The 14,629-nt window shown below is 66.7% G+C and carries 11 protein-coding genes; 4 read left to right on the top strand and 7 right to left on the bottom strand.

Annotated elements, in window-relative coordinates:
• Positions 1-2: 2 nt before the first annotated feature.
• Positions 3-1,718 carry a proline--tRNA ligase gene (locus WDB71_RS04830; protein ID WP_341503510.1) on the top strand — a complete coding sequence of 572 codons (1,716 nt, stop codon included), beginning with the start codon at positions 3-5 and terminating at the stop codon, positions 1,716-1,718.
• Positions 1,719-1,764: 46 nt separating this feature from the next.
• Here the strand turns inward: WDB71_RS04830 and WDB71_RS04825 are convergent, their stop codons facing one another.
• Positions 1,765-2,532 (bottom strand): hypothetical protein, encoded by a 768-nt coding sequence (locus WDB71_RS04825; protein WP_341503509.1) that lies wholly within the window; start codon positions 2,530-2,532, stop codon positions 1,765-1,767.
• 234 nt (positions 2,533-2,766) lie between these two features.
• Here WDB71_RS04825 and WDB71_RS04820 point away from each other — a divergent pair, with 234 nt between their 5' ends.
• The gene (locus WDB71_RS04820; RefSeq protein WP_341503508.1) at positions 2,767-3,132 is read left to right on the top strand and encodes a hypothetical protein; all 366 of its coding nucleotides are present in this window, start codon (positions 2,767-2,769) and stop codon (positions 3,130-3,132) included.
• 61 nt (positions 3,133-3,193) lie between these two features.
• Complete coding sequence (locus WDB71_RS04815; RefSeq protein ID WP_341503507.1) at positions 3,194-4,333, top strand: patatin-like phospholipase family protein; 1,140 nt, start codon at positions 3,194-3,196, stop codon at positions 4,331-4,333.
• A gap of 14 nt (positions 4,334-4,347) precedes the next feature.
• On the opposite strand, the gene WDB71_RS04810 is transcribed toward WDB71_RS04815, so the two are convergent.
• Positions 4,348-6,222, bottom strand: coding sequence for a cation:proton antiporter (locus WDB71_RS04810; protein ID WP_341503506.1), 1,875 nt, complete (start codon positions 6,220-6,222; stop codon positions 4,348-4,350).
• A 91-nt stretch (positions 6,223-6,313) separates the two neighbouring features.
• Here WDB71_RS04810 and WDB71_RS04805 point away from each other — a divergent pair, with 91 nt between their 5' ends.
• The gene (locus WDB71_RS04805) at positions 6,314-7,132 is read left to right on the top strand and encodes a GGDEF domain-containing protein (protein WP_341503505.1); all 819 of its coding nucleotides are present in this window, start codon (positions 6,314-6,316) and stop codon (positions 7,130-7,132) included.
• On the opposite strand, the gene tilS is transcribed toward WDB71_RS04805, so the two are convergent.
• The 5 genes from tilS to lpxB are packed head-to-tail and all read right to left on the bottom strand — an operon-like array spanning position 7,129 to position 14,627.
• Positions 7,129-8,427, bottom strand: coding sequence for a tRNA lysidine(34) synthetase TilS (gene tilS / locus WDB71_RS04800; protein ID WP_341503504.1), 1,299 nt, complete (start codon positions 8,425-8,427; stop codon positions 7,129-7,131). The genes WDB71_RS04805 and tilS overlap by 4 nt on opposite strands.
• On the bottom strand, positions 8,427-9,383 hold the full coding sequence (gene accA, locus WDB71_RS04795) for an acetyl-CoA carboxylase carboxyl transferase subunit alpha (protein WP_341503503.1): 957 nt from the start codon (positions 9,381-9,383) through the stop codon (positions 8,427-8,429). The genes tilS and accA overlap by 1 nt, the downstream gene beginning before the upstream one ends.
• Before the next feature lie 41 nt (positions 9,384-9,424).
• A complete protein-coding gene (gene dnaE / locus WDB71_RS04790) occupies positions 9,425-12,934 on the bottom strand; it encodes a DNA polymerase III subunit alpha (protein WP_341503502.1) in 3,510 nt (1,169 codons plus the stop codon).
• The gene (gene rnhB, locus WDB71_RS04785; RefSeq protein ID WP_341503501.1) at positions 12,934-13,503 is read right to left on the bottom strand and encodes a ribonuclease HII; all 570 of its coding nucleotides are present in this window, start codon (positions 13,501-13,503) and stop codon (positions 12,934-12,936) included. Before rnhB ends, dnaE begins: the two co-directional genes overlap by 1 nt.
• Positions 13,497-14,627 (bottom strand): lipid-A-disaccharide synthase, encoded by a 1,131-nt coding sequence (gene lpxB / locus WDB71_RS04780; RefSeq protein WP_341503500.1) that lies wholly within the window; start codon positions 14,625-14,627, stop codon positions 13,497-13,499. Before lpxB ends, rnhB begins: the two co-directional genes overlap by 7 nt.
• Positions 14,628-14,629 lie beyond the last annotated feature (2 nt).

Genomic DNA, 14,629 nt, shown 5'->3' with positions numbered 1-14,629 from the left:
AGATGCGTACCAGCCAATATTTGCTGTCCACCCTCAAGGAAACGCCCAGCGACGCCGAGATCAAGAGCCACCAGCTGATGCTGCGCGCCGGCATGATCCGCAAGCTGGCCTCTGGCCTCTACACCTGGCTGCCGTCCGGCCTGCGGGTGCTCAAGAAGGTCGAGAACATCGTGCGGGAAGAGATGAACCGCGCTGGTGCCGTCGAAACCCTGATGCCCATGGTGCAGCCCGCCGAGCTCTGGCAGGAGACCGGCCGCTGGGACAAGTTCGGCCCCGAGCTGTTGCGCCTCAAGGACCGCCACGGCCGCGACTTCGTGCTGGGCCCCACCCACGAGGAAGTGATCACCGCCCTGGTCCGCAACGAGCTGGCCAGCTACAAGCAGCTGCCCCTGAGCCTGTACCAGATCCAGACCAAGTTCCGCGACGAGGTGCGCCCCCGCTTCGGCGTGATGCGTTCCCGCGAGTTCCTGATGAAGGACGCCTACTCCTTCCACCTCAGCGAACAATGCCTGCAGAACACCTATGAGGTGATGTACCAGGCCTACTGCGCCATCTTCGAGCGCATGGGCCTGGAATACCGCCCGGTACTGGCCGACACCGGCGCCATCGGCGGCTCCACCTCCCACGAATTCCACGTGCTGGCCGAAAGCGGTGAGGACGCCATCGCCTTCTCCAGCGAGTCCGACTACGCCGCCAACATCGAGATGGCCGAGGCCGTGGCCGTCGGCGAGCGCGCCGCCCCCGGCGAGGCGCTGCGCCTGGTGGACACTCCGGACGCCAGGACCATAGACGAGCTGGTGGAGAAATACGGCCTGGCCATCGAGAAGACCGTCAAGACCCTGATCGTCAAGGCCGCCGAGGATGTCGACGCCGAGCTGGTGGCCCTGCTGGTGCGCGGCGACCACGAGCTCAACGAGATCAAGGCCGAGAAGCTGCCCCAGGTGGCCAGCCCCCTGACCTTCGCCACCGAGGAGGAGATCCGCGCCGCCGTCGGTGCCGGCCCCGGCTCCCTGGGCCCGGTCAAGCTGCCGCTGCCCATGGTCATCGACCGCTCCGTGGCGCTGATGAGCGACTTCGGCGCCGGCGCCAACGTCGACGGCAAGCACTATTTCGGCATCAACTGGGAGCGGGATCTGCCCCTGGCCGAGGTGGCCGACCTGCGCAACGTGGTCGAAGGCGACCCCAGCCCGGACGGCAAGGGCGTGCTGGGCATCAAGCGCGGCATCGAGGTTGGCCACATCTTCCAGCTCGGCAAGAACTACGCCGAGGCCATGAAGGCCGGCGTGCTGGGTGAAGACGGCAAGCACCAGATCATGACCATGGGCTGCTACGGCGTGGGCGTGTCCCGCATCGTTGCCGCCGCCATCGAGCAGAATTTCGACGACCGCGGCATCATCTGGCCCGACGCCATCGCCCCCTTCGAGGTGGTGATCATCCCCATGAACATGCACAAGTCCCACCGGGTCAAGGAAACCGCCGAGAAGCTCTATGAGGAACTCAAGGCCGCCGGTGTCGACGTGCTGTTCGACGACCGCAAGGAACGTCCCGGCGTGATGTTCGCCGACATGGAGCTGGTGGGCATCCCCCACAGCATCGTCATCGGCGAGCGCGGCCTGGACAACGGCGAGGTGGAGTACAAGCACCGCCGTGGCGGCGACAAGGAGGCCCTGCCCCTGGACACCGTGGTGGCCGAGATCAACAAGCGCCTGGCCAACTGATAGCGGCCTTAGTGAAAAGCCCGCCCGATGGCGGGTTTTTTATTGGCTAGTCGTCACCATTGCCCAGCTCGAACTCCGCCTCGCTGAAGGTCTGGTTGCCACTGGCCTCGATGGCGCCCACCTCCACCTTGAACTCGGACACCCCCATGTCCAGGTAGGCCTGCAGGTACTGGCCTGGCACCGATACCGCCATGACCCCGGCCGGCACCTGGACGCTGAACTTGCGCAGCACCACGGCATCGTCGGCGGGCTCCATGGCTACCTCCCAGGCCACCACCGGCACCGTGGCAGGATCGGCGATGACGCCGCCTGCGACCAGCTCGGGATCGTGGCAATTGCCGAGGTCGATGCCGGCCTGCCAGCTGATGGTGGCGCCGTCGAAGGCGATGGCGGCCGGCGCCGCCGGCAGGGCATAGGTCAGGGTGGCGCTGCCCGCCAGCATGCCGTCCTCCAGGGTCTTGCCGCTGAAGCCGTAGTCACCGGCCGGGAAGCGTTCCAGGAACTCGGCCAGGGGCACCACTTCTTCTTCCGGATCCTCCGGATCCGGTTGGCACCTGGGCTCGGCACTCTCGAAGAAGTTTTCGGTCAGGCCCTGTTCGCGCAGGCTGGCGGTGGCCTGCTCCTTGAAGATCTTCCGGCCATCGGGGTCGTCGATGCGCACCTCCTTCCAGGCGTCGGCATCCAGCAGCACGTGGAAACCGGCGTCGCCGTCGGTGGCGTTGATCTCGATAAGCACCTTGAGTTCGGAGAAGGGCTCCTGGGCCAGGAGCGGGGCGGCCAGCAGGATGGGCGCCGCCAGTAGGATGGGTTTCATGCCGTTACCTCCCAGCTGCCCTGTTAGGCCGGGCAGCGGTGTTTCATGCCTTGGTCAACCTCCCCTCTTTGTCATCTATACAGCATGGTCCCGGGCTGGCGCCGATGCCAGCCCGGATCAGGCCTTTTATTGGCCTTGCGCCAGGACGATATCGCCCTTTGCTTTTCTTTACCCCGCCTTTACCGGCAGCAACGCCGGCCCTGGTTATGCTGGGCCCAGATGGAGGAAACCGACATGTTCAGAACACCGCTTTTGTTGCTGCCGCTGGCGCTGCTGGGCTGCCAATCGGCGCCCGAGCCCAGGCAGCCGGAGATCTATTTTGCCACCCGCATCCTGGACGACGGCAGCAAGCTGTTCTCCTACACCCTGGTACGGCAACAGCAGGGCCAGCGCCGGAGCAAGGGCGCTGGCCGCGGCAAAGGCAACCGCACCAGGGGTGACCGAACCGGGGCGCCGGCCGCCGGCGATGCGCGCTTCCTGCAACTGCTGGAAAGCAGGCTAGAGCAAAGCGGTTTTTGCCTGACCGGCTATGAACTCAGCTACAGCGAAGTGAACGAGCGCCAGGTCCGCTACCGGGGCCAGTGCCGGGAAAAGGCCTGAGCATTCAAAAATGCCCGGCCCTGTGTCATCTTCTTAGGTAAAGGGGAGACAACAAGGCCATATGGAAAGAGAGAACACGGCACTGGTCCTGACCGGCGGCGGCTCAAGGGCGGCCTACCAGGTAGGACTGCTCAAGGCGATCAGCCAGTGGCAGCCCCGTAACGCGCCACTGCCCTTCGGCATCATTACCGGCACCTCGGCCGGCGCCATCAACGGCACCACCCTGGCCTGCTTCGCGTCCTGCTTTGCGCTTGGGGTCAAGAAGCTGGAGCAGGTCTGGAGCCAGTTCGAAACCGGCCAGGTCTACCATGCCGACCTGGCCAGGGTCAGCAAGCACCTGCTGGCCAGGCTGGCCACCCTGTTCCAGGCCGATTACGCCAACCCGGTTCCCCCGTCCCTGCTCAATCCGGCGCCCCTTCGCAAGCTGCTGTCCGAGGTCATGGACTTCCCCCGCATCCAGGGCCATATCAACAGGGGCAAGCTCAGGGCCCTGGCGGTCACCGCCTCCTCCTACAGCAGCCAGCGCTCGGTCACCTTCTTCGCCGCCGACGACGCCCACGGCCCCTGGCAAAGGGCCAAGCGGGAGGGCCTGCGCACCCATATCAACGAATACCACCTGCTGGCCTCGGCGGCGCTGCCGCTGGTGTTTCCCTCGGTGCGCATCAAGGATCAGTACTTTGGCGACGGCACCATCCACCAGCTGTCGCCGCTTAGCCCGGCCATCCACCTGGGGGCCGACAGGATGTTGATCTTCGGCATGGAGGAGCCCAAGGGCACGCCCCTGAAGACCAACAGGACCCCCCACCACCCCACGGTGGGCACCATCGCCGGCCACCTGCTGGACACCATCTTCACGGATTCCCTGAACGCCGATCTGGAACGCCTGACCCGCATCAACCAGACCCTGAAGCTGATCCCGCCCGACAAGCGGGAAGACTTGTCCCTCAAGCCCATCCAGACCCTGATGATCAACCCCAGCCAGAACCTGGACATGATCGCCCAGCGCCACTACCAGCGCCTGCCCAGGGCCATTCGTGGCCTGTTGCGGCTGCTGGGGGTAGACGAAGGATCCGAGTCCAGCCTGCTGTCCTACCTGCTGTTCGAAGGCCCTTACTGCCAGGAGTTGATGGCGCTGGGTTACCAGGATGCCCAGGCCCATAAAGAATCGCTGCTGAGCTTCCTGGACTTGCCCAGGCGCTGAAGGCGGTCGCGTTATTACTCTTCCTGAGACTGGGACGCCAGCTCGGGGCCGGCCCTGAGCCGCTCGCAGGCCCGGTTCACCGCCGCCGCCGGCCCTTCCATGATCAGCAGATCGCCACTTTCCAGCACCAGGCCGGGGCTGCGGGCCAGCTCCCCCCCCTGGCGCTCCAGGCGCTGTACCCGCACCTCGCCGTGCCACAGCCCCAGTTCGGCCAGGCTGTGGCCACAGCCACCATGGCGGGGGGCCAGCAGCCAGGCGCGCCATAGCCGGGCACCGGCCCGGCCCCTGGTCTTGTCCCTGAGGTGGGTCATCAGTATGGCGCGCTTGTCGCCTTCCAGGGGCAACTGGTTGAGCATCAGCTTGGCCATGGCATGGAGGCCTTCCAGCTCGTCACAGACCAGCTGGGCACCGCCCAGACGGGGATCCTTGAGCTGGGCCTGGCCCGGCACCCGCACCAGCACCTCGGCGGTGGGGGCCAGGGAGCGCAGCCGCGGCACCAGACCGTTGACCTCGCCGGCACTGCCGAAAGTCACCACCACCAGCTTCATGTTGCGGATGCCGATCTGCTTGAGCAGATCGGCACTGCGGGCATCCCCCAGCAGGATGGGGATCTGCTTGCGGGCGGCGGCCGCCACCCGCACCGGCTCCAGATCCACCACCAGGAAGGGGATCTTGGCCTCGCCAAGCAGTTGCGCCAGCACCTGGCCGACCCGGCCAAAACCCAGGATCAGCACCTGGGCGTCGTGGCCGACACCGGCCTCGGCCTCCACCCTGGGATGGCGGTAGGGGATCTTCACCAGCGCCGGGGTCATGGCCATGGTCAGCACCGCCAGGGAGACCCCCAGTTGCTGCCATTGGGCCGGCAGCTCGGCCACGGCCAGGATCACCAGCCCCAGCTCACCCAGCTGGCACAAGGCCAGGGCCACGTCCCTGGCATCCCTGGGCGCCTCGCCCACCAGCCGCAGCGCCAGGAAACCCGCCAGCAACTTGACGGCGATCAGCGCCGCCAGGGCCATCAGCACCCAGGAGAGGTGGCTCCACAGCCAGGCGGGATCCAGCTGGCTGCCCACCACCACCAGGAACAGCCCCATCAGCAGATCCCGAAAGGGCCTGATGTCGGCATCGAACTGGTGTTTGAAAGGCGTGCCGGCCAGCACCAGGCCGGCCACGAAGGCGCCCAGGGCCGAGGAGATCCCCAGGCCGTGGGCCAGGGCGGCGGCGCCCATCACCACCCCCAGGGCGGCGATCAGCAGCAGCTCGGTGCTTTCCAGCCGAAACAACGGCGCCAGCACCCTGGGCAGCAGCCACCAGCCGATGGTCAGCGCCAGTACCAGGAAGGCCAGCACCTGGGCCAGCACCAGGCCCAGCAGCTCGTACCAGGGGCCCTGCTGGCCGCTGGCACTGAGCCAGGCCAGCACCGGCACCGCCAGCAAGTCCTGGAACAGCAAAATGGCCAGGGCCGACTGGGCCCGCCGGCCCTTCAGGGCCTTGCGCCGGCTCAGCTCGCGCATGACCACGGCGGTGGAGCTCATGGCCGCCGCCAGGGCCACGAAAAACAGCGCCCCCGGCTCGCCTCCACCCAGGGCGATGAGACCCAGCACCATCACCACCACCAGGCTGACCTGGGCGGCGCCCCCCAGCCAGACCCGACGTCCCAGGGCGCGGATACGCGCCACCGAGAAATCCAGGCCCAACGAGAACAGCAGCAGCACTATGCCCAGCTCCGCCAGCTCGGAAAGCTGCTGCCCTTCCTGCAGCCAGCCCAGGCCCTGGCTGCCCGCCAGCATGCCCGCCAGCAGGTAGGCCAGGATCAGCGGCAGCCGCACCAGCCTCAGCAGCAGTGCCAGCACCAGGATAAGCAGCAGTAAACCCGCCAACAGAGACAGCATCGCAAAGCCCCTAATGTCACCTGTTCAGGGTAGCTCAACAGATAGGCACGCTTTTTGCCTGATACTAGCCAGATGCCAAGAGGTTGACGCTATGGACATGCTGAGAGTCGAACAGACGCTCTCCCACGAAAGACCGGATCCGGCCCTGGGCCTGAAACTGCACCAGAGCCTGGAGCCACTGACGGTGCTGCGAACCTTTCTGGAGGCGGCAAGCCCTTGCCTGCCCCTGGCAGCCATTTGCACCCAGGGCGGCATCGCCCTGCAGGCCAGCCCGGCCCGCCAGTGGCTGGAGCTTGCCGCCGGGGACCAGCCCATCCGCTACGGCTTCTGCCGGCCGCTGTCGCACCGGGAAAGACAACAGCTGGCGCACTGGCACGCCCTGCTGCTGCCGGCGCTCGGCAATGCCCTGCAGTACCAGGCCATGGTTCGCCAGGCCCGCACCGATGCCCTCACCGGCCTGGGCAACCGCAGCGCCTTCGAGGAAGACAGGGCCAGGCTGAGGGCCCTGTGCGAGCGTACCTGTGGTGCCATCAGCCTGGCCCTGGTGGATCTGGACAACTTCAAGCCGGTCAACGACCGCCACGGCCACCAGCAGGGTGACAGGGTACTGGCGGCCCTGGCGCAGACCCTGAAGGCCGCCAGCCGGGGCTCGGATGCCGTGTACCGCATCGGCGGCGACGAGTTCGCCCTGCTGCTGCCCCAGACCAATCTGGCCGGGGCCGAGATCTTCGGCCAGCGCCTGCTGCGCCAGGTGGCCGACGAGCCGACCCTGCGCCGATTTGGCGTCGGCATCAGCCTGGGCCTGGCCCAGTGCAATGAGAAGGAAAGTGACGGGGACTGGCACCACAGGGCGGACGTCGCCCTCTATGAGGCCAAGGATGCCGGTCGCGGCTGCCTGAAGAAGGCCTAGTCCGATGCCCCAAGGAAGGGGGCAAAAACCGCCGGCGCCTCCAGCCAACGCACTTCACCCACCACCTCCCTGGCCAGGAACAGGCCGGGCACGGCCTTGACGACATCCCCCTCTACCAGCACCGGCCAGGCGCCGCGCAGCCAGGGCGGCACCCCGTATTCCTGCCACAGCTTCTTGAGCTCACGGGCCTTGTCACGTCCCGCCGGCCAGGCCTTGCGGCTGCCGGGCAGGCCGAAGCGGACCGCCGCCCCGACCAGCTCGCCTTCGGCCTCCAGCCTTCCCAGGCCTTCCAGGGCAATGCTGTCGCCCTGCCAGGCCGGCAGCACTGCCGGCACCTGGGGCAAGGCCGCCAGCCAATGGTAACGACCCTGGAAGCGGCGCACCTGGCCCCGCTCGGTGGTGACCATTGGGCTGGCGTCCGCCGACGCCAGCGCCTGCCCGTCCAGGGCCCTGAGCCTGGCCTCGCTGGCACGGTCAGCGAAGCGGGCCAGCCAGCCTTTCAGCAGCAGCAGCCGCACCGGCTCGGGCCGGGACTGCCAGTGGGCCAGGGACAGGCTGCCATGGCCGTCCAGCAGGCTGTCCAGGCATTGGCCCAGCAACCAGTCCTGGGCCTGGCGCTCGGCCTGCAGGTGGCGGGCACTGCGGGCCAGGGCCTGGCCGGTGCCGGGCCAGCGCCCCTCCAGGAGCGGCAGCACCTGGTGGCGCAGGAAGTTGCGGTCGAAGCCGGTGTCGAGGTTGGACTCGTCCTCCACCCAGTCCAGCCGCCACCGCTCGGCCAGGGCTTGCAGCTGCTTGCGGCCATGGGCCAGCAAGGGCCTGAGCAGCCAGGCGCCGCCGTCCAGCTGCTGGGCCGGTGCCATGGCGCTCAGGCCCAGGCCGCCGGAGCCGCGCCGGGCCGCCAGCAGGAAGGTTTCGGCCTGGTCGTCGACATGGTGGCCGGTCAGCAGCAGGGCGCCGGGTTCCAGGTACTTGGCCAGGGCCCGGTAGCGGGCCTCCCTGGCCAGGGCCTCCAGGCTCTGGCGGGGGCCCTTGTCGAGGCTGACCCGCTCAAGGGCAAAGGGCAGCCCCAGGGCCGCGCAGGCCCGGCGGCAATGCTCGGCCCAGGCATCGGCATGGGGACTCAGGCCGTGGTGGACATGGACGCCAAGATAGCGGTGCCGGGGATGGGCGCGGGCAAAGTCGGCCAGGGCGCGCAGCAGCACCATGGAGTCCAGGCCGCCGGACAGGGCCAGAACGACAAGGCCCCCGGCTGCGGGCAGCCGGGGGCCTAGGCTGTCGTCGAGACAGAGGGTCATCAGGCGTAACCGTGCCCCATCAGGCGCTGGTAGCGCTTGTCCAGCAGGGTCTCGGTGTCCAGGGCCTGCAGGGCGGTCAGATCGTCCAGCAGCTGGGCCTTGAGGCTGCGGGCCATGGAGGCCGGGTTGCGGTGGGCGCCGCCCAGGGGCTCGGTGACGATGCTGTCGATGAGATCCAGCTCCTTGAGGCGCTGGGCGGTGATGCCCATGGCCTCGGCGGCCACGGAGGCCTTGTCGGCGCTCTTCCACAGGATGGAGGCGCAGCCTTCCGGGGAGATCACCGAGTAGGTGGAGTACTGCAGCATGTTGACGCGATCGCCGACGCCGATGGCCAGGGCGCCGCCGGAGCCGCCTTCACCTATGACGGTACAGATGATCGGCACCTTGAGGGCGGACATCACCTTGAGGTTGCGGGCGATGGCCTCGGACTGGCCGCGCTCCTCGGCACCCACGCCGGGATAGGCACCAGGGGTGTCGATGAAGGTGATGATGGGCATCTTGAAACGCTCGGCCATTTCCATCAGGCGCAGGGCCTTGCGGTAGCCTTCCGGACGCGGCATGCCGAAGTTGCGCTTGGTGCGCTCGCGCACGTCTCGGCCCTTCTGGTGACCTATGACCATCACCGGCTGTTCGTCCAGCCGGGCGACGCCGCCAACGATGGCCTTGTCGTCGGCATAGGCACGGTCGCCGGCCAGCTCGTCGAACTCGGTGAAGATGTGCTCGATGTAGTCCTGGGTATAGGGCCTGTTGGGATGGCGCGCCATCTGGGCCACCTGCCAGGGGTTGAGATCGCTGAAGATCTTCTTGGTGAGCTCGTCGCTCTTGTCCTGGAGCTGGCTGATCTGCTCGTTGATGTTCAGATCCAGTTCGTTGTTCTGGCTGACCGCTTTCAGTTCGTCGATCTGGGCCAACAGCTCGGCGATGGGCTGTTCGAAGTCGAGAAAATTCAGGCTCATGATTCTTCCATTCTTCAGGGCCGGAGGCTCCCACCCTGTGCTTATTCGTATTTGATTGCCACCCTGGACTCACCCAGCAGTGCCCCGAGCTGATGCAGCAGCGCATCCGTGGGGCTGACCCGCCAGCCGACGCCCAACCGGAACCGGCCTTGGGCCTGGGGATGCCGGTAGTGGATCTCCACCGGGCAGGTCCCCTGGCTGAACGGCTCCAGGGCCGCCTTCAGCTGCCCCAGCTTGCCGGCGTCGTCGCTGGCCAGTTCCAGGCTGACGGCCTGGGCATGGCGCTCCCTGGCCTCGGTCATGGTGGCAACACTGCGTGCCGTCATTCTAAAACCGCCGCTGAAGTCATCAAAGCTGACCTGTCCTTCCACGGACAGGATCTGATCGGAGATCAGAAGCTCTTGATACTGCTCGTAAACATCAGCATAGAGCATGACGTCCAGTCGGCCAGAGGCGTCGTCCAGGGTGATGATGCCCCAGCGCCGGCCGTTCTTCTTGTTGACCATCTGCCTTACGGCGATGACCAGGCCGGTGAGGGTGACGCTGCCGCCCTTGGGCGTGGGCATGGCCTCGCTGAGGCGGTATGAAGACAGATATTTGATTTCCTTGAGGTACCTGTCAATGGGGTGGCCACAAAGATAGAGCCCCAGGGTCTCCTTTTCGCCCTGCAGCCACTGTTCGTCGGACCAGGCCGGCACCTCGGCGAAGCTCTGCTGGGCGTCCTCGGGATCCTCGTTGATGAGGCCGAACATGTCGTGCTGGCCGACGCTCTGGGCCTTGGCGTGCTGTTCGGCGGCCTTGATGGCCTCGGGCAGGGTCGCAAAGAGCCGGGCCCGCTGTTCGCCGAGGCGGCCCTTGAGGTCGCCGCCCAGGGGCCCCAGCTTGTCCATGGCGCCGGCCTGGACCAGCCGCTCCAGGATGCGCCTGTTGACCCTTTTCAGGTCGACGCGGTTGCAGAAGTCGAACAGGTCGGCGAAGGGGCCGCCCTGCTCCCTGGCCTCCAGGATGGCCTCTATGGGGCCCTCGCCGACGCCCTTGATGGCGCCGATGCCGTAGACCACCTCACCCTGGTCGTTGACGTTGAACTTGTAGAGACCGGTGTTGACGTCCGGCGGCAGTATGGTCAGCCCCAGGCGACGCACCTCGTCCACCAGGGTGACTATCTTGTCGGTGTTGTCCATATCGGCGGACATCACCGCCGCCATGAACTCGGCCGGGTAATGGGCCTTGAGCCAGAGGGTCTGGTAGGAGACCAGGGCGTAGGCGGCCGAGTGCGACTTGTTGAAGCCGTAGCCGGCGAACTTCTCCACCAGATCGAAGATCTTCATCGCCAGCTCGCCGTCGATGCCGTTCTTGACGGCACCTTCCTCGAAGCCGGCCCGCTGCTTGGCCATCTCCTCCGGCTTCTTCTTGCCCATGGCCCGGCGCAACAGGTCGGCGCCGCCCAGGCTGTAGCCGGCCAGCACCTGGGCTATCTGCATCACCTGTTCCTGGTAGAGGATGATGCCGTAGGTGGGCTCCAGGATCGGCTTGAGGCTCTCGTGCTGCCACTGCTCGTCCGGGTAGGAGATGGCCTCGCGACCGTGCTTGCGGTCGATGAAGTTGTCCACCATGCCGGACTGCAGCGGCCCCGGTCGGAACAGGGCCACCAGGGCGATCATGTCCTCGAAGCAGTCGGGCTTGAGGCGCTTGATCAGCTCCTTCATGCCCCGGGATTCGAGCTGGAACACCGCCGTGGTCTCGGCCCCCAGCAGCCGCCGGAAGCTCTCCCTGTCGTCCAGGGGGATGGCGGCGATGTCCACCGGCGCCTTGCCTTCCTTGGCCAGGCGCGGATTGATCATGTCCAGCGCCCAGTCGATGATGGTCAGGGTCCTAAGGCCCAGGAAGTCGAACTTGACCAGGCCGGCGGTCTCCACGTCGTTCTTGTCGAACTGGGTGACCGGATGGTGGCCCTCGTCGTCGCAGTAGATGGGGGCGAAGTCGGTGATCTTGGTGGGGGCGATCACCACACCACCGGCGTGCTTGCCGGCGTTGCGGGTGACCCCTTCGAGCTTGCGGGCCATGTCGATCAGCGCCCGCACCTCCTCGTCGCCGTCGTAGACCTCGGGCAGGCGCGGCTCCACCTCGAAGGCCTTCTTCAGGGTCATGCCGGGGTCGGGCGGGATCAGCTTGGAGATGCGGTCCACAAAGCCGTAGGGATGGCCCATGACCCGGCCCACGTCCCGCACCACCGCCTTGGCGGCCATGGTACCGAAGGTGATGATCTGGGACACGGCGTTGCGACCGTACAGCTCGGCCACGTGGTCGATGACCTCGTCGCGCCTGTCCATGCAGAAGTCGACGTCGAAGTCGGGCATGGAGACCCGCTCCGGGTTCAGGAAGCGTTCGAACAGCAGGTCGAACTCCAGGGGATCCAGGTCGGTGATCTTGAGCGCATAGGCCACCAGGGAGCCGGCACCAGAGCCCCGGCCGGGACCGACGGGAATGCCGTTATCCTTGGACCACTGGATGAACTCCATCACGATCAGGAAGTAGCCGGGAAAGCCCATCTGGTTGATGACGTCCAGCTCGATCTGCAGGCGCTCGTCGTATTCGGGGCGTTTCTCGGCCCGCACCTTTTCGTCCGGGAACAGGAACTCAAGGCGCTCTTCCAGGCCCTCCCGGGACACCTTGACCAGGTAGTCCTCGATGCTGAGATCGCCGGTGGGGAAGTTGGGCAGGAAGTATTCGCCCAGACGCACCGTGACGTTGCAGCGCTTGGCTATCTCGACGCTGTTTTCCAGGGCCTCGGGGATGTCGGCAAACAGCTCGGCCATCTCCTCTGGGCTCTTGAGGTACTGCTCCTCGCTGTACAGCTTGGGCCTGTTGGGGTCGGCCAGCACATAGCCGTCGCGGATGGCGACCCGGGTCTCGTGGGCCTCGAAGTCGTCCCTGGTCAGGAACACCACCTCGTTGGTGGCCACCACCGGCAGCTCGCGCTCGTCGGCCAGGGCCACGGCGGCATGGAGGTAATTCTCCTCGTCGGCCCTGTTGGTGCGCAGCAGCTCCAGGTAGAAGCGGTCCGGAAAATGCTGCCGGTAGAAGTCGACCGCCTCGGTGATCAGGGCCTGGTTGCCCTTGAGCAGCAGCTGGCCCAGATCGCCGTCCTTGCCGCCGGACAGCAGGATCAGGCCTTCGCTGAGCTCTGCCAGCCAGTCCCTGTCCACCACCGGCCGGCCCTGGAGGTGACCACGCAGGTAGGAGCGGGAAATAAGCTCGGTGAGGTGGGCATAGCCACTGTTGTTCTGGCACAGCACCGTCAGCCGGTAGAGATCGTCCTGCATGGGCTCGGAGCGCACCCAGAGATCGGCCCCTATGATGGGCTTGATGCCCTTGCCGTGGGCGCCGCCGTAGAAGCGCACCAGGCCACAGAGGTTGCCCTGGTCGGTCAGGGCCACGGCCGGCGAGCCCTGCTCCTCGATGCGGCCGAGGATGGGCCCGACCTTGGCCAGGCCATCGACCATGGAGAAATCGGAATGGACGCGAAGGTGAATGAAAGCGGGATCGGCCATCAGCTCTCCAGTCCCAGTGCCCGGCGCACCGGTTTGAAACTCTTGCGGTATTGCTCAAGGGGACCATGCTCGGCCAGCAGACGCAAGTGCTCGACCGTGGGATAGCCCTTGTGGCGGTCGAAGCCGTAGTGGGGATGCTGCCGGTGCAGGGTCAGCATCTCCTGATCCCGGACCACCTTGGCCAGGATGGAAGCGGCGCCGATCTCGGCCACCTTGGCATCGCCCTTGACCACGGCCTCGGCGGCCATGGGCAGGGCCGGCACGCGGTTGCCGTCGATCAGCACCTTGTCGGGCAGCACTGCCAATCCGGCCACGGCCCGCTGCATGGCCAGCAGGGTGGCATGGAGTATGTTCAGCTCGTCGATCTCCGTGGGACTGGCCCGGCCTATGGCAAAGGCCAGGGCCTTGTCGCGGATCTCCACCGCCAGGGCCTCGCGGCGCTTCTCGCTGAGCTTCTTGGAATCGGTCAGGCCTTCGATGGGCCTGGCGGGATCGAGGATCACCGCCGCCGTCACCACGTCACCCACCAGGGGCCCGCGGCCCACTTCGTCGACACCGGCGATCAGCATGTGCCCTCCACCAGCTTCAGCACCGCCTCGGCGGCCTTGGCGGAGGCGTCCCGGCGCAGCAGCTGGTGCAGCTCGCCGAAGCGGCCCACCTGCTCCCGATCGTCCAGGGCCTTGAGCACCTGCTCGGCCACGTTTTGTGGGGTGGCGTCGTCCTGGATCAGCTCCGGCACCAGATCGGCATCGGCCAGCAGGTTGGGCAGGCTGAAACGGGTCACCCGCACCAGGCGCTTGGCCAGGCGGTAGGTCCAGGGATGGACCTTGTAGGCCACCACCATGGGCCTTTTCACCAGCATGGCTTCCAGGGTGGCGGTGCCGGAGGCCAGCAGTATGGCGTCCGAGGCCGCCATCAGGGTGCGGGCCTGGCCGTCGAAGACATGAACCCCGTCCTGGCCGGCAAAGAGGGCATCGATCTGCTCGCGGCGCTTGTCGTTGGCGGCCGGGATCAGGATCTCCAGCTCCGGGCGCTGGGCACGGATGAGCGGCAGGGCCTCGGCAAAGAGCGGTCCCATGCGGGCCACCTCGCCGCCCCGGGAGCCCGGCAGCATGGCCAGGTAGTGGCCGTCGCCGTGCAGCTCCAGGGCATCACGGGCCGCTGCCTGGTCGCTTTCCTGAGGCACCTCGTCGGCCAAAGGATGACCCACGAAGACGCAGGGATGATGGTGCTTGTCGTAGAAGGCCTTTTCGAAGGGCAGCAGCGCCAACACCAGATCGGTGGCGGCCTTGACCTTGTGCACCCGCTTTTCGCGCCAGGCCCAGACCGAGGGGCTGACGTAATGCACCGTCTTGATGCCCTTGTCCTTGAGGCGCTTCTCCACCCCCAGGTTGAAGTCGGGAGCATCGATACCGATGAAGACATCCGGCGGGTTGTCGATGAAATGGCGGACCAGGCCCCGGCGGATACCGAGCAGCCTGGGCAGGCGTCCCAGCACCTCCACCAGGCCCATGACCGACAGCTCCTCCATGGGATAGAGGCTGTCGAAACCTTCGGCCTGCATCAGCGGGCCGCCAATGCCTTCGAGGATAAGGTCGGGATGGGATTTCTTCAGGGCCTGGATCAGACTGGCCCCCAGCACGTCGCCGGAGGCCTCGCCTGCCACCATGCCCACACGCAGCGGCTTGGACATGG

Source organism: Gallaecimonas sp. GXIMD4217 (genome assembly GCF_038087665.1).
GTDB lineage: Bacteria > Pseudomonadota > Gammaproteobacteria > Enterobacterales > Gallaecimonadaceae > Gallaecimonas.
Note: the sequence above shows the minus strand (reverse complement) of the source record. Positions and strands in the feature narration are given on the sequence as shown.

Excerpts from the sequence above, each read along its gene's own strand:
- WDB71_RS04830 (WP_341503510.1), top strand. The coding sequence starts at position 3 with ATGCGTACCAGCCAATATTTGCTGTCCACCCTCAAGGAAACGCCCAGC.
- WDB71_RS04825 (WP_341503509.1), bottom strand. The coding sequence starts at position 2,532 with ATGAAACCCATCCTACTGGCGGCGCCCATCCTGCTGGCCGCCCCGCTC.
- WDB71_RS04820 (WP_341503508.1), top strand. The coding sequence starts at position 2,767 with ATGTTCAGAACACCGCTTTTGTTGCTGCCGCTGGCGCTGCTGGGCTGC.
- WDB71_RS04815 (WP_341503507.1), top strand. The coding sequence starts at position 3,194 with ATGGAAAGAGAGAACACGGCACTGGTCCTGACCGGCGGCGGCTCAAGG.
- WDB71_RS04810 (WP_341503506.1), bottom strand. The coding sequence starts at position 6,222 with ATGCTGTCTCTGTTGGCGGGTTTACTGCTGCTTATCCTGGTGCTGGCA.
- WDB71_RS04805 (WP_341503505.1), top strand. The coding sequence starts at position 6,314 with ATGGACATGCTGAGAGTCGAACAGACGCTCTCCCACGAAAGACCGGAT.
- tilS (WP_341503504.1), bottom strand. The coding sequence starts at position 8,427 with ATGACCCTCTGTCTCGACGACAGCCTAGGCCCCCGGCTGCCCGCAGCC.
- accA (WP_341503503.1), bottom strand. The coding sequence starts at position 9,383 with ATGAGCCTGAATTTTCTCGACTTCGAACAGCCCATCGCCGAGCTGTTG.
- dnaE (WP_341503502.1), bottom strand. The coding sequence starts at position 12,934 with ATGGCCGATCCCGCTTTCATTCACCTTCGCGTCCATTCCGATTTCTCC.
- rnhB (WP_341503501.1), bottom strand. The coding sequence starts at position 13,503 with ATGCTGATCGCCGGTGTCGACGAAGTGGGCCGCGGGCCCCTGGTGGGT.
- lpxB (WP_341503500.1), bottom strand. The coding sequence starts at position 14,627 with ATGTCCAAGCCGCTGCGTGTGGGCATGGTGGCAGGCGAGGCCTCCGGC.